Genomic DNA, 18011 nt, shown 5'->3' on the forward strand with positions numbered 1-18011 from the left:
GTAGTGCATGCGATCCACAACATCGTCGAGGTTTGGAACCCGCAGCCGGGGTTGCCCAGTCGTGCGGTGGTCACGGCCCGTCGTGCGCCCATCGTGCGTGTCGGCGGGCACATGCAATGTGTCTATCGGGCCCGTAAAGCTCGGCGCGGCCGCACGTAGTCCTCTCGATCTCTTCGGCGTACACACGCTGCTAGCAAGCAGGTCGGGGATCGGTCAGTCGGAGTAGCGGGGCACGACGGCGAACACCTCGATGTCGCGCGGTACCCCCTTGGCGCGGAATCGCCGACGACGAGTGGCGTACCGATCGGCGCCGGCGGCCTCGACGGTCGCTCCGCTGGCCAACAGCTCACCGGCTCCCGCGGCTGCCGCGACCCGAGCGGCGACGTTCACATCGACACCGAGGAAATCGTCACCGACCGCCCGCGGTTCGCCGGTGTGGAGACCGGCTCGCAGCTGTGGCCGGTAGTCCCCGACCGTCAGGGCACTCACGGCGACGATCACCTCGTGACCGGCCTCGATCGCTTCGACACCGTCGATGAACACGGCCATCGTCCCGTCGCCGAGATGTTTGACGATGCGTCCGCCGCGGCTGCGCACGATGTTCTCGGTGACGCCGTTGACGTCGCGCAGGAGTTGGAGGACCTGGTCGTCTCCGGCATGCAGGGCCCACGTCGAGAATCCGACGAGATCGGTGAACAAGATGGTGGCGGGGACTGGGGTGCGTTCGGATCGACGACGTCGTGTGGTCACCAACGCCTGCCACACCTGGATCGATGCGAGGCCGAGCTCTCGTATGGCACTGGGTTTCTCGGGCCGGGACTCGCTGATGAGGCGGGCCACGCGGTCGGATGCACGCGGCCCGGTGATCGGGTTCTCGTCGTGCGGGATCAGATCTCGTGCGGCGCGAGCCGCCTTGACGACCCCGGCCCTGGAGTCGGTGCGGGCCAGCAGGTCGGCCATCCGGCGCCCGGGTCCGGGACGGTCGGGATCGTCGCGTCGGACGGGAAGCCGGTCGCCCCGACGACGGGTCGACCCACCGGTCCTATCGTTCGCTGCGGAGGGTTCGTCCGGGCCGTCCGCGGCGGATGTCGCATCGTCGTCGGTCGGACCGGGATCCGGGAGACCGTCGCGGTCGCGGTCACGTGTCGAGTCGTCGGCTCCGGTCACGCCTCGAGTCTAGTGGCCCCGCTCATCGCGAAACCGACACCGCCGCGTCCTCGGTGACACCGTTCCGCAAACGCTGATGTAACGGCCTTTGTACCATCCGTAGTGCGTTCTGAGCAGGTAGCGTGCGGCCCATGAAGTTGGTGCGGGCGGCATGGGTGGTCTTGGGGGTGCTTGCCCTGGCGTTCGCGCTGTGGAACGCTTTCGAGCCTGCTGGGTGGTCGTCGATGTCGTGCGGCAAGATCGGCGAATTGGACGAGCCTGGCGTTCGCCCAGGCGCGACCTGCGATGACCCGGTGTGGTCGGCCTACGGCGTGTGGCCCCCTGTGACTCTCGGTGTCTTGCTCAGTGCCGCACCACTTGTCGCCGCGCTGGTGATGCGCTGGTAGGTGTCGTGGATCGCAATAGCGGCATTGGCGGGTTTGACCGTCTACGGGCTTGCGCATTGGACCGGCTTCTGGGGACTGCTGATGGTCGGCGGCGCCCCCATGACGATAGCCGCGATCGTGATCGCGGCATCCCACCTTGGCGTGACCGCGTACCGCGATCATGGCACGCCGGACATCGCCGACCGACCTAGTGGCAGCGCTACAGATGACAAGGGATGCGCTGCTACCGACCATCCTGTATCGCGGCCGGGAGCTGTGGAGCCTAGCTCAGGTGGCAGTCGCTGCACATGTAGATAGCTCCCTGGCGGCGTGGCTGCTCGATCAGAAACGGGAGTGGTACGACCTCGCTGCAGGCGGGCCGCTCGACTGCGAACGGCACGGCGACCACAGACACCCATCACATGAGGTCGCGCATCGGTTCGAACCAGACGGTGAGATGACCGCCCCACTCCCCCGCTGACGCCGGGTCGTTGTAGTCGCCAGCCGGCCGGCCACATGCCATCAGAGTCGGTGAGGGCGGCGGGCCGTGCCTCGACGGTGAGCGCATCGACGCCATATTCGGCGGATCGGTGGTCGCACAGTGCAGCCGTGACTGCCGAATGATCCTGTCGCGCAACATCGCACCGTCCGCTTTCACGACGACGTAAGCACTCGGTTTGCCTTGCAACTGCGATGTCACTTCCCCGTAGTTGATGGCGCTGTCGTTCAGGTGAACACCCATGGCTTCGGCGATCCGTTCAGCCCCGTCGGCGTCTTCTGTGACCGACACCTTGGACAGGCTGTCCTCGAACCACGACGAGCGAAGAGTGAGCCAACCAGCGGCACCGATGAGCACGATCGCGGCGGCGAAGGCGGTGATGATTCCACCGAGCACCCAGAAAAACAACACCTTGGTACGCACTCATCAACTGTGGCACGCCTACATCTGCCCGCCATCACCTGCACGCGCTGGCCGCGGCGGCGCACCGCGTCTGAGCAGGTCGGGATTGACGACTCGGATGGCCTGGACGAAGGCAACGACGAGCGCTCCGTAGCTGCACACCGAGTACGGCCAGGGGCTGTGGGTGCTCATTGTGATGCGGGGGTCGTCTCGAATCCAGTAGGTGCAGCGCACGCCGAGGGGAAGGAGCTCGAATCGGTGAGACCAGTCGAGGCTGGGATGGAATGTGCTCACCACGTCTCGAGGCGGCGGTGGTAGCTGCTCAGGGGGAAAGCCGACGGGTACAAACCCATCACGCACCGAACACGTGTGACCGGGGTAGTCGTTGTAATCGTCGAGACTGGTCAACGCGAGGAAAGCAATTGCCCCGCAGATCGCCAGCACCGCAGAAACTGCGGCCGAAGATCGTCGGATGTTTCGGGAGCTTGTCAAGATGTCTGTGTAAGAACGTGACTCCTGGGTTTCCTGTGGTTGCTGGTTGGGTCTAGTTGAGGTGGGGTTCGATGCGGTCGGGGTAGGCCAGGGCTAGTTGCCCGAGGGCCTGTTTCCAGTTCGTCACGACTTGGCCCTCGACGAGTCTGCCGGGGGCTCTGCGCGTGGCGGCGGGCTTGCCGCGTTCCTTCTCGCGTTGCCGGGCCCGTTTGTCCTCGATGTCGCAGATAGCCAGCCACAGCAGTTTGCGCGCCGCGAGATCGTTGGGGAAGTGTCCCCGATTCTTGATGAACCGTCCTGGGTCTGGTGGAGACCGTGATCTCACCAGGAGAATGCCGGTATGGGTGCACTGAGGAAGTTTGATCCAGAGACGCGTGAGCGGGCTGTGAGGATGTATCACGACCACCTCGCCGAGCATGGCGGCGGAAAGCTCGCCGCCCGGAAACACGTGGGCGCATTGCTCGATATCAACCAGGCGACGTTGCGGAACTGGATCGAGAAGGACCGGCCGATCGTGACTGCGCGGGGAACGATGACGGTGGGCGAGCAGGACGCCGAGTTGGCGGCGCTTCGCAAGGAGAACGCTGAATTGCGAAGGGCCAATGAGATTTTGAAGACAGCGTCGGCGTTTTTCGCCGCGGCGGAGGTCGACCGCCGACTGCGGTGATCGTTGATTACATCGACGCTCACAAGGGTCGGTTCGGGGTCGCCCCGATCTGCCGAGTGCTCACTGAGCACGGCGTGCAGATCGCCCCGTCCACCTACTACGCCCGCACGCAAGCGGGTCCGGTCTCGGTGACACGATTGGCCGAGGCGTACGACGCTCACGCGGTCTACCAGGCGTTTCATCGCAATCGTGGCGTGTACGGCGTCCGCAAAATCTGGCACACGATGCGCCGCGAGGGCCGTGAGATGGGCCGTGATCAGGTGGGCCGACTGATGGGGATCTGCGGGATCGCCGGAGTCACCCGCGGAAAACATCGCACGATCACGACCCAGCGCGATGATCGCGCGCCGCGGCATCCTGATCTGGTGGAGCGCAAGTGGTCATTGCCGGCCAGGCCAGATCAGTGGTGGGTGGCTGATTTCACCTACTGCTGGACCCTGGCAGGGTTCGTTTACACCGCGTTTCTCGTCGATGTGTACTCGCGTCGAATCCTCGGGTGGCGGGTGATGACGAGCAAGTCGACACCGTTGGTGACCAGCGTTCTCGAACAGGCCTTGTTCACCCGACGTAGAACCGACTTCTCGTTCACTGCAACAGGTTTGATTCATCACAGCGATGCCGGAAGTCAGTACACAGCGCTGGCGTTCACCGAAGCATTACGCGACTCCGGCTTGGCCGGATCGATCGGGTCGGTCGGCGATGCACTCGACAATGCGTTGATGGAATCAGCCATCGGGGTTGTACAAGACCGAACTGATCGAGCGCCAGCGATCGTGGACCGGGCGCGCAGAAGTCGAGCGCGAGACCGCCGCCTGGGTGCACTGGTACAACACCGAGCGGCTGCACTCATCGATCGGCTACTGCCCGCCCATTGAGTACGAGAGGCGCTACCGTGAGACAGCCACCTCCGAGATGGCGGTGGCCTAAACGAGGTCTCCATCCGATCCAGGACGGTTCATGATGACCTTGCGGAGCTGGTAGTTCAGCGACTCGATCGAGTTGGTGGTGTAGATGACTTTGCGGAGCTCGGGCGGGAACGCCAAGAATGGAATGAACCGGTCCCACGCTCGATCGAAAGCTGCTGCGGCACTCGGATATTTGGTCCCCAGTTCCGAGTCTCGGAAGGCTTCCCATTCGCGGCGGGCGGTCTCGGCGTCGGGGGCGGTGTAGATCGGTTTGATCGCCCGCGCGACCTCTTTGCGGTCCTTGTAGTTCACGAACCGCATCGAGTTGCGAATCAGATGCACCACACACGTTTGCACCGTGGCCAATGGCCAGGTCGCCTCGATCGCTTCGGGGAACCCGGTCAACCCGTCGCAGCACACGATGAGCACGTCCTTGACGCCGCGGTTGGCCAGATTCGCACACACCCCGGCCCAGAACTTCGCGCCTTCCTCGGCTTGTATCCAGATGCCCAGCACATGCTTGACACCGGCCATGTCGACACCAATAGCGATGTGGGCGTGCCTGTTTCGGACATGACCGCCGTCTTTGACCTTCACCACTAGGGCGTCGAGGTAGATGACGGGATACAACGCCTCCAGCGGCCGGTTCTGCCATTCATCGACCGCGTCGAGGACCTCGTCGCAGATCTTCGAGATCGTCTCATGCGACAGATCGGTGCCGATCGTCGAGGCCAGATGATGCTGAATGTCGCGCAACGTCATGCCACCGGCATACAGCGAGATGATCATGTCGTCGAGCCCGCCGAGCCGGCGGGAACCCTTCGGTACCAGGCGTGGGGTGAACGTGCCGGCACGGTCACGAGGAACGTTCAACTCGACCGGCCCGGCCGCGGAGTCCACCGTTTTCGGGCTCGACCCGTTGCGGGCGTTGGGCAGTTGCCGACCGGCCGGATCGCCCTTGGCATAGCCGAGGTGATCGGTCAGCTCGGCCTTCAGGCCGCGTTCGAGGGCGAGTTTGATCAGACCCGGGATCAGGCCGCCGTCGCCGGTGATCTGGACCTGGCCGGTATCGATCTGGGCCAACAACTCATCGACCATGCCCGAGGCCTCCAGCGCCTCGGCCACCTCCGCGGTCGAACGCGGCTCAGCCAACTCAGGCAGCTGCTGACCGTCGTCGTGCTGCTTGTCGTCTAACGCCATGCTCATAGATTGTCCTCTCACTGATGAGCACTGGACTTACACAGACCATCTGACACCCCCTGTTTCGGCCAGCGGCTCTGAAGGATAGCCAGATGGTCCACGCCCAGAACATGAGCGCGAGGGCGACCGGTGGCGTGAGCAGCACGAAGAACCCTTCCACCGTCACTCCTTCTCTCGCAGACCGCTACTACTCCGCAATCGTTCCACCTGACCCGGACTCCGATTGACCTCGATATCCGCGCCGGCTCCGGTCCTGCCGGAGGTGAACGAATGAGATTGGTCTCGCAGTGGTCCGCCTGAACCATTCTTCTTCAGCTTCGACTTCGCCCACCCCGGCTGATTACGGGGCGTGTATGACTGGGCACTCGAGCTCTACACCGGTCCACTCGAGCGGCCGTCGCTCGCTACTGTGCAGCACCTCCTCCATCCCAACGAGCCCGTCACAGGCTCACCAGACACTCAGTCGAGCGGTACCGGTTAGGCGACCGGTTGTTCGCGGCTTCTGCCGACACCTAGGACTGTCCCGCCGTCTACCGTCGAGATCATGGCCGACGTCAACTTCTACTTCGATCCCGTCTGTCCGTTCGCCTGGATGACGAGCAAATGGGTGCGAAAGGTACAGGCCCAGCGGAACTACACGGTGGAATGGCGGTTCATCTCGCTACGTCTGCTGAACGCACACATCGATTACGACGCGCAGTTCCCGCCGGAGTACGAGGCCGGGCACACCGCCGGACTCCGCCTCCTGCGCGCGGCGGCGAGCATCCGCCGCGAACACGGACCGGCCGCCATCGGCCCGCTCTACGAGGCGCTGGGTACACGAATCTTCGACGCGCACACCGGTTCCTACACCGTCGACGCCACCGACTTCCGCGGTACCGCGGAGTTCCTCGGGCCCGTGCTGGATGAGCTCGGGCTACCCGCGCACCACCCGAACGCCCTCGACGACGCCGAGTTCGACGCGGAGATCCAGGCCGAGACCGACGAGGCCCTGTCGCTGACGGGTCGCGACGTGGGTACGCCGATCATCCACTTCCAGCCGCCCGAGGGAGTTGCCTTCTTCGGGCCCGTCATCAGCCGTCTACCAGGTGACGACGACGCGGTCGTCCTGTGGGACCACGTGATCGGCCTGGCGAGTTTCCCGGGTTTCGCCGAGCTCAAGCGGAGCCTGCGGGAGAAGCCACAACTGCGGGCCTTCGGAGTGACCGACGGCGAGGCGGGTGTCGAGGAGGACTGGCACGGCGGGAGTCGTCGCACCAAGAAGTGAACCGCCCGGCGCCTACTTGAACGGATTGAGCGTCCGGCCGAGGAAGTACTGGATACCCGGCGGAACGGGACGCACTGCCGTCGTGACCAGCTTGTTCACCATGCCGGTCACGCACACCGCGTCGCCCTTCATCACCGCGTTCCACCCCTCGCGCACGACGTCCTCCGGCTCCTGCCACAGCACGCCGGGCAGGCGAGCGGCGGTCTCGCGGGTCTCCGCACCCATCGCATCGTGGAACTCACTCCTGGTGAAACCGGGACAGAGCGCCGTCACGTGGATGCCGTGCGGTTTCACTTCCATGTCCAGGGACTGGGACATCAGCAGCACATACGACTTGATCGCGGAGTAGAGCAGGCCCTCCGCCGGAGGCAGCAGCGCCGTGATGGACGAGACGTTCACGATCCGCCCCCACCGGCGCTTCTTCATCCCCGGGAGCACGCGGTGGGACAGCTCGGTCAGCGAGGTCAGCATCAACTGCAGCTGCCCTCCGACCTCCTCCCACGGCGTCTCGGCGAACTTGGTGCTCAGCGACATACCGGCGTTGTTGATCAGCACGTCGATGTCCAGCCCGAGTTCATCGGCGCGCTCGATGATCGCGGCCGGCGTGCCGGGTTCGGACAGATCCCCGGCGAACACCTCACAGCGAACGCCGTGCTCGCGATGTAGTCGCTCGGACAACTCGTCGAGCCGTTCGGCCCGACGGGCGACCAGCAGTAGGTCGTACCCTTCCGCGGCGAGATGTTCCGCGAACGTCTTGCCGATCCCGGCGGAGGCGCCGGTGATCACGGCGGTGCGGTGGTCGAATGAACTGCGTCGATCCGAGGACATGCGCCGGCTTTCTGTCGATGGACGATGCCGCGAGTAGTACCAGACCGCGCGTCCCTCGTCGGATCACGACAGGCGAGTTTGTTCCAACGAACAGGCTCAGGGAACGTGTCCGTACGGGTGCCAGCCGGACGGATTCCACTTGCCGCCGCGTTCTTGCCGGACCTCGCGCAGGCTGGTACCCACATACCGGGCCTCGAGTTCGGCGTCGGGTTTCCCGGTGTACACCCACCGCTTCGGATCCAGGTTTCCCTCGGCGTCGCGGTAGGACTCCCAGTAGTCGACGCGATGGACGGCCCGGACGAGATCGTCGGCGAACACCAGCACCGGTAGATCGGGGACGGTTCGGTGCGGCCCCGCACGCCAAGCGCTGCGAGCGGATTCGTAGATCACCTCGGCAGTGGCGTCGCTGCGGGCGGACTCGTCGACCTTCACCAGCACGCACACGTCGGGCAACGGCGGCGACACCGGCGCCGCATGTCGCAGGATCAGCTCCTCGATGCGCCACGGCCCCTGTGCATCCGGCGTCTCCGGAAGTTCCGATCCGGCCAGAGCGACGACGTCGACTACCGTGCGTCGTAGCGAAAGCGCGTGCGCTGCAGCCGAATCGACAGAATCTACATCGTACCGCAGAATCCAGTGTTCGACGCCGAACCCGTCGGCGTCGATGTCGCGGATGCGCTCGGAGATGGCGGCCGCGACCTCGGCCGGATCGTCGTCGCCGACGATGTCGGCAGGGTCGGGTGCGTCGCCCGCCAGCGCGGCGGCGGTATGGCGGTATACGCGGTTCCCGCGGCCGGCGTCGACGTGGAACACCGTGGCGTCACGCGGATCGACCAGTGCATAGACGTAACTACCGAGCACCGTTTGCGCTTCGTGGGGAACAGGTTTCGGGGCACCGGGCGCGGGGACGCCGACCGGCCGCAGCAGGGTGAGGACCTCGTCGACCACCGAAGGGCGGACCCCGAGCCCCCCGGCGGTGATCCCGCCGAAGACGACCTCGCCGGCGCGCTCCCGGTCGACGAATCGTCGGCCGGCGAAACGGTCGACGGCGCGCACCACATCGGCGACCTCGGCGCGCCGGGCCGCCGCACTGCGGGAGGACGTGCGCTCGTCGTCCGGGTCGAGCATCTCCGCGAAGGCCGACGACGACAAGAAGTCGCCGAGCGCCGTCCGGGGCAGCTCGACCGCATCGATCCTGTTCACCGCCATGGTCGCATGATGCCAGCACTCGACAGGCAAACCCACGAAGCGCTAGTGTACGTTTGTACATGTACATCCGTACATTAGCTTGAGAGGACAGTCATGACGGAGGCAGCGCCCCGCCGCCGACGAGATCCCGAGGAACGGCGACGCACCATTGTCGAGGCCGCCGCCACGCTCATCACCGAGGTGGGCTCCGAGGGGCTGACCCACCGGCTTGTCGCGAAACGTGCCGGTGTGCCGCTCGGTTCGACGACGCAGTACTTCGCCACGCTCGACGATCTGCGCGAGGCAGCGCTCGCCCGCCTGGCCGACGACATCGACTCCGGCCTGGCCGAGGTGGCCGAGACCCTCGCCGAACACGGCCCAGCCGCGGCGGTCTTCGCCGAGACGCTCCACGACTATCTGTCCGACGAGCGGTTGATCCGCGCCGACCTCGCGCTCGTGTCGGCCGCCGTCCTCGATCCCGCGCTCCGCCCGCTCGCGGTTCGCTGGCCCGACGGGCTGGTCGAAATCCTCATCCCGCACGTCGGGCAGACGGCCGCTCGCGCGATCGCCGCGTACACCGACGGCGTGGCCATGCACGCACTCCTCTACGGGACGCCGCTGTCCCTCGACGACCTGACCGCCACCCTGACGGCCCTGACCGGGCTGCCCTCCCCCGAGCACGACCGGAGCCGACGATGACCCAGCGATCCGCCACCGAGACCACCAGCGCAGACGGCCTGTCCTTCGGGCGCCGATGGGCGTCGGCCGCCGTGTTGTCGGCCAGCCTGCTGGTCATCACCGTCGACCTCACGATCCTCAACGTCGCACTCCCCGACCTGGCCGGCGACCTGCGCCCGACCGCCGATCAGCAGCTGTGGATCATCGACGCCTACTCGCTCGTCCTGGCCGGCCTGCTGCTCTCCATGAGTTCACTGGCCGACCGGTGGGGCCGAAAACGGATGCTGGTCACCGGCTTCGCGGTGTTCGGTGGGGCCTCGGCACTGGTCCTGCTGGCCGAGTCACCCGAGGCGGTGATCGCGGTCCGGGTGCTGCTGGGCGTCGGCGGCGCGATGATCATGCCGACCACGTTGTCCCTGCTGCGCAGCATCTTCACCGACCCCGCCGAGCGTGCGACCGCCCTCGGGCTCTGGGCCGCGGTGTCGGGCCTCGGTGCGGCCGTCGGGCCGATCGTCGGCGGAGTTCTGCTCGAGTACTTCTCGTGGCGCGCCGCGTTCCTCGTCAACGTCCCGCTGATGGCGGTCGCCATCGTGGCCGCAGTGCTGATCCTGCCGGAGTCGAAGCACCCGCAGCCGGGCCGGTGGGACGCCGTCGGTGCGCTGATGTCGATCGCCGGCATGGTCGCCCTGGTCTGGGCCATCAAGCGGTTCGCCAAGGAGGAGAGCCTCCTCGCACCGGCCGCCTGGGTGGCCCTGATCGGCGCGGTCCTCATCCTGGCCCTGTTCGTCCGACGCTGCATGCGACGCACCGAGCCGCTTCTCGACGTCTCGTTGTTCCGCAGCCGGCCGTTCAGTGCGGGTGTTCTCGCCGCGCTCGGCTCGATGTTCGGACTGGCGGCGGCGCTCTTGCTGCTGGCCCAGTGGCTCCAGTTGGTCGAGGGCCACTCCCCGATCGCGGCCGGTGTGCGGCTGTTGCCGGTGGCGGGAGCGGCGATCGTGTCCTCGATGATCGCCGCCCCGCTGTCCCGGATGATCGGAGCCCGAGCCGTCGTGGCCGGCGGTATCGGCATCGCCGGCGTCGGGATGGCGCTGATGTTCCTCGGTTCCGACGGCCTCGACTACGGCACCGTCGCCACCGCCCAGGTGTTCGTCGGATTCGGCATCGGATCACTGGCCATCGCATCGGCGATGATCATGGCCGGCACCCCGGATGCCAAGGCGGGCAACGCCGCCGCGCTGGAAGAGACCGCCTACGACCTGGGCAATGTGCTCGGGGTCGCGATCCTCGGCAGCGTGGCGTCGATCATCTACCGGACCACGCTGACGGCCGAGCCCGTCCCCGGCGTACCCGCCGAGGTGACCGACGCGGCCGGCGAATCCCTCGGCGCCGCCATGGGTCTCGCCGAAGCCGCCGGGGCACCGGGCCTCGCGGAGCGGGCGGCGGCCGCGTTCACCGACGCCATGCAGCAGACGAGCCTGGTCGGCGGGGTCACGCTGGTCGCCGTCGCCGTGGCCGTCTTCGCGCTCGTGCCGCGCGGCACGGATGTCACGGCCGCGCAGCACTGACGTAGTCGTGCCTGTCATCCGGGCGGGGTGACGAGCTCCCGGTTGAGACGGTCGAGAAGTTCTGCGATCCGCTTCGGCTGATCGTGCGGAGCCAGGTGGCCGCAGTCGTCCAGGACTTTCAGCTCGACGTCGAGCCGCGCATGTACCACCTCAGCCAGCCGCAGTGTCGGCAAGAAGACGTCATGGTCGCCGGAGACCACCATCAAGGGGCGGTCCGTCGGCAATTCATCAGACGGCCCCGGCGCCAGACTCGTACGGCAGTGTCCGGCAACCAGATCCATCCATGCGATCAGCGCGGGATCGACGTTTCTGTCCGGCGCCGTCATCATTCGCAGCAGATCATACGAGCGTTCCGGCCGAGGCGAGGCCAGCCATGAGACGGTTGTGCGCAATGTCCGAGGCGAGACCGCCAAACGGGTGATGCCCGCAGGTGACACGAGTAGGCGTCCGGCGATCAGCGATGAGGCACCGGCCAACGCGATCGCAGCCCCGAGCGAGTGACCCAGCACGATCACCGGATGGGCGACCGTCGCGCCGAGCACCTCGTCGAGCCACCGCCCGTAGGCAGGGATCCGACCGCGTCGCCGCGGACGTTCCGGTGCACTTGTCCCCGGCTGGCCGGGCACGTCCAGACTGATGACGTCGTTGTTCCGCGCGAGTTCGGACAGCAGCGGGATCATCGTCGCCGAGTTCATGTTCGTACCCGGCACCACGACGACAGTGCGCCGGTCGGCGGGTGCCGCCGTCCCGGGGTCGGGAGACCGGGATGCAACGATCCTGGTCCGCCCCGCCGACGTCTGGACTTCCCATTGCGCGGCAACACAATCTGCTGCCGACAACCGGATCTCGCACCATCGTCGGATTACGTCGCGGCCGGATTCGGTCTTGTATGCGGTGATCATCAGGAAATCCCATCGGCGCGTCTTCACGGCACACGGCATCGATGATCAGCCCGGCAAGGGATGACAACGACACACGTGCAGCCGACCAGACTTCCCGGCACTCCACCCGCCACGATAGCAACGGTCGAGACGCAACCGCAGACGACGAGGTCTAGACTCGGACGGGTGCCAGCCTTCAGCCCCCTCGAATGGCCGGTGTTCCGCCAGTTGCGGTCGGGCGACGTCTTCGGGCGCGGACCGGCGGTCACCTCGGCGAGGACACGCGGCATCGAACCGCGCACCGCCACCGCGGACCGTGTGGTCCAGAGCGTGTGCCCGTTCTGCGCGGTGGGTTGCGGGCAGAAGGTGTACGTCAAGGACGAGCGGGTGGTCCAGATCGAGGGCGACCCGGACTCCCCCATCTCCCGCGGGCGCCTGTGTCCCAAGGGCGCGTCGAGCGAGCAGCTGGTCAACAACCCGATGCGGCAGACCTCGATCCGCTACCGGGCCCCGTACGCGACCGAATGGCAGGACCTGGATCGCGACACCGCGATCGACATGATCGCCGACCGTTTCCTCGAGGCCCGACACCGTGGCTGGCAGGACCGCGACGACGAGGGCCGGCTGCTCCGGCGGACCACCGGTGTCGCCTCGCTCGGCGGTGCCACCCTCGACAACGAAGAGAACTATCTGATCAAGAAGCTCTTCACCGCGGCGGGCGCGATCCAGATCGAGAACCAGGCCCGCATATGACACTCCGCCACGGTTCCCGGTCTGGGGGCCTCGTTCGGACGCGGCGGCGCCACGCAATCACTGCAGGACATGGCCAACGCCGATTGCATCGTTCTCATGGGCGGCAACATGGCCGAGGCGCACCCGGTGGGTTTCCAGTGGGTGTCGGAGGCGAAGGCCAAGGGCGCGACGATCATTCACGTCGATCCGCGTTTCACCCGTACCTCCGCGGTGGCCGACCGGCACATCTCCATCCGGGCCGGCTCTGACGTCGTCCTGCTCGGTGCGCTGATCAATTACGCCATCACGCACGAGAAGTACTTCCGCGAGTACGTCGTCGCCTACACGAACGCCGCCACCCTGATCGCCGAGGACTTCCGCGACACCGAGGATCTCGACGGCCTGTTCTCCGGCTTCGACCCGGAGACCGGCGAATACGACGCCACCAGTTGGGCTTACGAGGAACCGTCCGCCCACTCCGACGACGGTGGCCGCGACAGCGAGGACGGCAAGGTCGAGTCGCCCGGCCACCCGGACGACGGGCCGCGGGTGAAGGACCGCGCGGTGGGGCACGAGCACGGCTCCGGCGGGCCGCCGCTGGAGCACGGGGCGACAGTGCGCGATGACACCCTGGAACACCCGCGCAGCGTGTTCCAGATCGTCAAGCATCACTACTCGCGCTACACACCCGAGATGGTGCGCGACATGTGCGGGATCTCGGTGCGCGACTTCGAGTATCTGGCCCGGGCCGTCACCGACAACTCCGGCCGCGAGCGCACCACGTGCTTCGGGTACGCGACCGGCTGGACCCAGCACACTTTCGGCGCGCAGTTCATCCGCGCCGCGTCGGTCCTGCAGCTCCTGCTCGGCAACGTCGGGCGCCCCGGCGGCGGCATCATGGCCCTCCGCGGACACGCGAGCATCCAGGGGTCCACCGACATCCCGACGCTGTTCAACCTGCTGCCCGGCTACCTGCCGATGCCCTCGGCGGGCAAGCACGACACCTTCGCCGACTACGTCGACGCGATCACGTCGATGGCCGAGAAGGGTTTCTGGGCCAACGCCGAGGACTACATGGTGAGTCTTCTCAAGGCGTGGTTCGGCGACGCCGCAACCGCCGAGAACGACTGGTGTTACGACTACCTGCCCCGGCTCACCGGGCCCGCCGGGACCTTCCAGACGACGGTCGACATGCTCGCCGACAAGGTCGACGGTTACTTCGTCCTCGGCCAGAATCCGGCGGTCGGATCGGCCAACGGGCGCCAGGCGCGGATGGCGATGTCGCACCTCAAATGGCTCGTCGTCCGCGACCTCAACATGATCGAGACGGCCACCTGGTGGAAGGAGGGCCCGGAGATCGAGTCCGGCGAGCTGCGCACCGAGGACATCGCCACCGAGGTGTTCTTCCTCCCCGCGGCCACGCATGTGGAGAAGGCCGGCTCGTTCACGCAGACCCAGCGCATGGTGCAGTGGCGCCACCAGGCGGTCGAGCCACCGGGTCAGTGCCAGAGCGAGATGGACTTCTTCTTCGACCTCGGGCGGCGCATCCGCGAACGCCTCGCCGGGTCGACCGACGAACGTGACCGCCCGCTGCTCGACGTCACCTGGGACTATCCACTCGACGAACACGGCAACCCCGACCCCGAGGCGGTGCTGTCAGAGATCAACGGCTACCACGTGACCGGCGAAGACGCCGGCACGAACCTCACGTCCTACACCCAGATGAAGCGCGACGGCTCGACCGCGGGCGGCTGCTGGATCTACACCGGGGTCTACACCGGCGCGGACACCGACGGGCCGTCGAACTCCGCCGCACGCCGGGTCCCGCAGGGCGGCGGCGGGGTCACCCAGCACGAGTGGGGCTGGGTGTGGCCGGCGGATCGTCGGATCCTCTACAACCGCGCATCGGCCGACCCCGACGGCCGCCCGTGGAGCAAACGCAAGCGGTACATGGAATGGGACGCCGACGCCGGGCGGTGGGTCGGTCCCGACGTGCCCGACTTCCCGGTCGACCTGGCTCCCGATGCCCGTCCCGACCCGTCGGTCGGCGGCGTCGAAGCCCTCTGCGGCGACGACCCGTTCGTCATGCAGGCCGACGGGAAGGGCTGGCTCTACGCCCCGCGCGGACTGGTCGACGGCCCGTTGCCGACGCACTACGAACCGCAGGAATCCCCGGTGGTCAACGCGCTGTATCCCCAGCAACAGTCACCATCGCGAGTCCTGTTCCCCCGCACGGACAATCTCGACGCACCCAGCGGCGAGAGCCCCGGCTCCGAGGTGTACCCGTTCGTGTTCACGACGTACCGCCTCACCGAGCACCACACCGCGGGCGGCATGAGCCGCTGGACCCCGTACCTGTCGGAACTGCAGCCGGAGATGTTCTGCGAGATATCACCCGAACTCGCCGAACAGCGGGGCCTGACCAACGAGGGCTGGGCGACGATCGTGTCGCCGCGCGCCGCGATCGAGGCGCGGGTGCTGGTGACCGACCGGATGACGCCGCTGACCATCAACGGCCGCCAGGTGCACCAGGTGGGCCTGCCGTACCACTGGGGCGTCGGTTCCGACGCCGTGGTCAGCGGCGATGCCGCCAACGACCTGATCGGGGTCACACTGGATCCGAACGTGCAGATCCAGGAGTCCAAGGTGGGCTCGTGCGATGTCATCGCCGGGCGCCGGCCGCAGGGCCGGGCACTGCTCGACCTGGTGCGTGCGTACCAGGAGCGGGCCGGGGTCACCGTCGAGACCGACAACCAGCGCATCACCGGGAAGGCGGACGAGTAGATGGGCCAGCTGTCCGGACCAGCCGACCCCAGCGCCGACGCGCACTGGCACACCCACGAGGAGCGCAAGGGGTTCTTCACCGACACCTCGATCTGCATCGGCTGCAAGGCCTGCGAGGTGGCGTGCAAGGAATGGAACGGCAACCCGCGCGACGGCGACCTCGCCCTCACCGGGATGTCGTACGACAACACCGTCGCCCTCGGCGCGAGCACCTGGCGCCACGTCGCCTTCATCGAGCAGAATTCCGACCGCATCGCCGAGGCCCGCGAGTCCGGGCGTGCGCTCGTCGGACTGGGCATGCCCGCGATGCCCGGCTCCTCGCCTGAAGATCGTTCGTCTCTGCCGACCAGGCCCTCTCCCCTGCCGGCTGAGCCGGCGAGGAGCGAAGCGACGAGCCGAGTCGAAGTCCCCGACACCCCCGAGTTCCGCTGGCTGATGTCGTCCGACGTCTGCAAGCACTGCACGCACGCCGGGTGCCTCGACGTCTGTCCGACGGGCGCGCTGTTCCGCACCGAGTTCGGCACCGTCGTGATCCAGGACGACGTCTGCAACGGCTGCGGGACGTGCGTGGCCGGATGCCCGTTCGGCGTCGTCGAGCGCCGGGCCGACGGCACCGCCGCGCCGACGACCCGCTCCGGCGAACGCAAGGGCGAGCAGCCCGAGGTGCCCAAACGCGGTGTCGCGCAGAAGTGCACGCTCTGCTACGACCGGTTGCTCGACGACGAGACACCGGCTTGCGCGAAGACCTGCCCGACCACGTCGATCAAGTTCGGCGACCACGACGACCTCGTCGACGACGCGCACGCCCGCGTCCGGGCGCTGCACGAGCAGGGCATGACCGAGGCGCGGCTCTACGGCGCCAACCCGAACGACGGTGTCGGCGGCACCGGATCGGTGTTCCTGCTGCTCGACGAGCCGGAGGTCTACGGACTGCCGCCCGACCCGCGGGTGTGCACCGCGGACCTGCCGGCCATGTACAAGCGCGCCGGGATCGCGGCGGCCGGAATGCTGGCCGCCGCCGCACTCTCGTTCCTGCGGGGCGGCCGATGACCTCGTCGGAGTTCGACTCCTTCCGTCCGCCGGAGCCGCCCCGGCGGCGCGGCCGGGGTTTCGGCCGCGGCGGAAAGCGAAGGCCGGGTGGAGGTTTCGGTCAGGGCGACGGCAACCGCGAGATGTCGATGGTGCCCGATGCCGAATTCACCTCGTATTACGGGCATCCCGTCGTCAAGCCACCACCCTGGGACGAGAAGGTGGCCGCCTACCTGTTTCTCGGCGGTGTCGCCGGCGGCTCCGGCGTCCTGGCCGCCGGGGCCCAGCTCACCGGGCGGGACGCGTTGCGCCGCAACGCCCGCCTCGGTGGTCTGGGTGCCGTGGGTCTGGGCGGGATCGCGCTCGTCGCCGACCTCGGACGGCCGGACCGGTTCTACAACATGTTGCGCACGTTCAAGGTGACGTCGCCGATGAGCGTCGGTTCCTGGATCCTGTCGGCGTTCAGCGGCGCACTCGGCGTCGCGGCGGTCGCCGAGGTCGACCGGATGACCGGTGCGCGGCTGCCGCTCGGGCCGCTTCGTGCGGTGTTGCGCGCCGTCGAGGCCCCCGCCGGGTTGGCCGCCGGTCTGGCTGGTCCGCCGCTCGCGGTGTACACCGCGGTGCTGCTCTCCGATACCGCCGTGCCGACCTGGAACGCCATGCACCGGGACCTGCCGTTCGTGTTCGTCAGTTCCGCGAGCCTGGCGTCGAGCGGGCTGGCGCTGGTCACCACGCCGGTCGGTCAGGCCGGGCCGGCACGGACGCTCGCGGCGCTGGGCGTGGTCGGCGACCTCGTGGCGATGCGACTCACGGAGCGACGGATGGACCCGGTCGCCGCCGAACCGCTCCACCACGGCAAGGCCGGCACCCTGCTGCGCTGGAGCGAGCGACTGGCCGTCGCCGGCGGAGTGGGCGCGTTGCTCAGCGGTCGCTCCCGCCCCCTGGCGGTCGTCTCGGGAGTCGCACTGCTCGCCGCGTCGGCCTGCACGCGATTCGGCGTCTTCGACGCCGGCATCGAGTCGGCCAAGAACCCCCGCTACACGATCGAGCCACAGAAGCGCCGCCTCGCGGCCCGTCGCGCCGCGGGAATCACCGACGACTCGATCACCACCGGGCCGCCCGCTCTCTGAGCGGTGCCCACTGAGGCGCGCCGCCACCCGCTGCTCCCTAATCCGAACCCCTGCTCCCTGAGGTGCGAGGAGCGCAAGCGACGAGCCACGAAGGGCCTGGTGAGACACGTTGCGTGACCCTTCGTGGCTCGCTTCGCTCGCACCTCAGGGAGCATGTTTTTCGGACGTTCACGAGTGTTCTTTCGTGGTCCACAACGGCCGCCGACCCCCCGCTCCCTGAGGAGCGCCCGGA

The 18011-nt window shown here is 67.5% G+C and carries 12 protein-coding genes, 3 pseudogenes and 1 other annotated feature; of the genes and pseudogenes, 8 read left to right on the forward strand and 7 right to left on the reverse strand.

Annotated features, from left to right (window positions below; translation table 11 throughout):
• Nucleotides 1-213: 213 nt before the first annotated feature.
• Nucleotides 214-1167 carry an adenylate/guanylate cyclase domain-containing protein gene (locus LEL84_RS10915; RefSeq protein WP_226514047.1) on the reverse strand — a complete coding sequence of 318 codons (954 nt, stop codon included), beginning with the start codon at nucleotides 1165-1167 and terminating at the stop codon, nucleotides 214-216.
• Nucleotides 1168-1298: 131 nt separating this feature from the next.
• Between LEL84_RS10915 and LEL84_RS10920 the strand changes: the two genes are divergently transcribed.
• Entirely contained in the window at nucleotides 1299-1553 is a 255-nt protein-coding gene (locus tag LEL84_RS10920) for a hypothetical protein (RefSeq protein ID WP_226514048.1), read from the forward strand.
• 397 nt (nucleotides 1554-1950) lie between these two features.
• On the opposite strand, the gene LEL84_RS10925 is transcribed toward LEL84_RS10920, so the two are convergent.
• Nucleotides 1951-2454 (reverse strand): hypothetical protein, encoded by a 504-nt coding sequence (locus tag LEL84_RS10925; RefSeq protein ID WP_226514049.1) that lies wholly within the window; start codon nucleotides 2452-2454, stop codon nucleotides 1951-1953.
• 523 nt (nucleotides 2455-2977) lie between these two features.
• Nucleotides 2978-3211: pseudogene (locus LEL84_RS10930) on the reverse strand (IS256 family transposase); the annotation flags it as partial.
• Between the two features lie 54 nt (nucleotides 3212-3265).
• Here LEL84_RS10930 and LEL84_RS10935 point away from each other — a divergent pair.
• Nucleotides 3266-4519, forward strand: a pseudogene (locus LEL84_RS10935) (IS3 family transposase).
• Nucleotides 3550-3681: a sequence feature (AL1L pseudoknot), on the forward strand. (Overlaps the previous pseudogene by 132 nt.)
• Nucleotides 4520-4542: 23 nt before the next feature.
• Here LEL84_RS10935 and LEL84_RS10940 read toward each other — a convergent pair.
• Nucleotides 4543-5703 (reverse strand): annotated as a pseudogene (locus tag LEL84_RS10940) (IS256 family transposase); the annotation flags it as partial.
• 538 nt (nucleotides 5704-6241) lie between these two features.
• On the opposite strand from LEL84_RS10940, the gene LEL84_RS10945 reads away from it, so the two are divergent.
• A complete protein-coding gene (locus LEL84_RS10945) occupies nucleotides 6242-6964 on the forward strand; it encodes a hypothetical protein (RefSeq protein ID WP_226514050.1) in 723 nt (240 codons plus the stop codon).
• Nucleotides 6965-6976: 12 nt separating this feature from the next.
• Here the strand turns inward: LEL84_RS10945 and LEL84_RS10950 are convergent, their stop codons facing one another.
• On the reverse strand, nucleotides 6977-7792 hold the full coding sequence (locus LEL84_RS10950) for an SDR family NAD(P)-dependent oxidoreductase (RefSeq protein WP_226514051.1): 816 nt from the start codon (nucleotides 7790-7792) through the stop codon (nucleotides 6977-6979).
• A 96-nt stretch (nucleotides 7793-7888) separates the two neighbouring features.
• Nucleotides 7889-8986: a GIY-YIG nuclease family protein gene (locus tag LEL84_RS10955; protein ID WP_226514288.1), complete on the reverse strand. Its 1098-nt coding sequence runs from the start codon at nucleotides 8984-8986 to the stop codon at nucleotides 7889-7891.
• A gap of 108 nt (nucleotides 8987-9094) precedes the next feature.
• Here LEL84_RS10955 and LEL84_RS10960 point away from each other — a divergent pair, with 108 nt between their 5' ends.
• Together LEL84_RS10960 and LEL84_RS10965 are read left to right on the forward strand one after the other, a co-directional pair.
• Complete coding sequence (locus LEL84_RS10960) at nucleotides 9095-9679, forward strand: TetR/AcrR family transcriptional regulator (protein WP_226514052.1); 585 nt, start codon at nucleotides 9095-9097, stop codon at nucleotides 9677-9679.
• Nucleotides 9676-11223: an MFS transporter gene (locus LEL84_RS10965; RefSeq protein ID WP_226514053.1), complete on the forward strand. Its 1548-nt coding sequence runs from the start codon at nucleotides 9676-9678 to the stop codon at nucleotides 11221-11223. Before LEL84_RS10960 ends, LEL84_RS10965 begins: the two co-directional genes overlap by 4 nt.
• Nucleotides 11224-11237: 14 nt before the next feature.
• Here LEL84_RS10965 and LEL84_RS10970 read toward each other — a convergent pair whose 3' ends face one another.
• Nucleotides 11238-12125 (reverse strand): alpha/beta fold hydrolase, encoded by an 888-nt coding sequence (locus LEL84_RS10970; RefSeq protein ID WP_068971115.1) that lies wholly within the window; start codon nucleotides 12123-12125, stop codon nucleotides 11238-11240.
• Nucleotides 12126-12290: 165 nt separating this feature from the next.
• Here LEL84_RS10970 and fdh point away from each other — a divergent pair, with 165 nt between their 5' ends.
• Genes fdh through nrfD form a run of 3 tightly spaced genes read left to right on the forward strand, consistent with a single transcriptional unit; the run spans nucleotide 12291 to nucleotide 17779 of the window.
• On the forward strand, nucleotides 12291-15620 hold the full coding sequence (gene fdh / locus LEL84_RS10975) for a formate dehydrogenase (RefSeq protein WP_226514054.1): 3330 nt from the start codon (nucleotides 12291-12293) through the stop codon (nucleotides 15618-15620).
• Nucleotides 15621-16670: a 4Fe-4S dicluster domain-containing protein gene (locus LEL84_RS10980; protein ID WP_226514055.1), complete on the forward strand. Its 1050-nt coding sequence runs from the start codon at nucleotides 15621-15623 to the stop codon at nucleotides 16668-16670.
• On the forward strand, nucleotides 16667-17779 hold the full coding sequence (gene nrfD / locus LEL84_RS10985; RefSeq protein WP_226514056.1) for an NrfD/PsrC family molybdoenzyme membrane anchor subunit: 1113 nt from the start codon (nucleotides 16667-16669) through the stop codon (nucleotides 17777-17779). Before LEL84_RS10980 ends, nrfD begins: the two co-directional genes overlap by 4 nt.
• Nucleotides 17780-18011: the final 232 nt, after the last annotated feature.

Source organism: Gordonia sp. WA4-43, assembly GCF_020520305.1.
Classification (GTDB): domain Bacteria; phylum Actinomycetota; class Actinomycetes; order Mycobacteriales; family Mycobacteriaceae; genus Gordonia; species Gordonia hongkongensis.

Excerpts from the sequence above, each read along its gene's own strand:
- nrfD (WP_226514056.1), top strand. The coding sequence starts at position 16,667 with ATGACCTCGTCGGAGTTCGACTCCTTCCGTCCGCCGGAGCCGCCCCGG.
- LEL84_RS10950 (WP_226514051.1), bottom strand. The coding sequence starts at position 7,792 with ATGTCCTCGGATCGACGCAGTTCATTCGACCACCGCACCGCCGTGATC.
- LEL84_RS10980 (WP_226514055.1), top strand. The coding sequence starts at position 15,621 with ATGGGCCAGCTGTCCGGACCAGCCGACCCCAGCGCCGACGCGCACTGG.
- LEL84_RS10920 (WP_226514048.1), top strand. The coding sequence starts at position 1,299 with ATGAAGTTGGTGCGGGCGGCATGGGTGGTCTTGGGGGTGCTTGCCCTG.
- LEL84_RS10960 (WP_226514052.1), top strand. The coding sequence starts at position 9,095 with ATGACGGAGGCAGCGCCCCGCCGCCGACGAGATCCCGAGGAACGGCGA.
- LEL84_RS10945 (WP_226514050.1), top strand. The coding sequence starts at position 6,242 with ATGGCCGACGTCAACTTCTACTTCGATCCCGTCTGTCCGTTCGCCTGG.
- LEL84_RS10965 (WP_226514053.1), top strand. The coding sequence starts at position 9,676 with ATGACCCAGCGATCCGCCACCGAGACCACCAGCGCAGACGGCCTGTCC.
- LEL84_RS10970 (WP_068971115.1), bottom strand. The coding sequence starts at position 12,125 with ATGATCACCGCATACAAGACCGAATCCGGCCGCGACGTAATCCGACGA.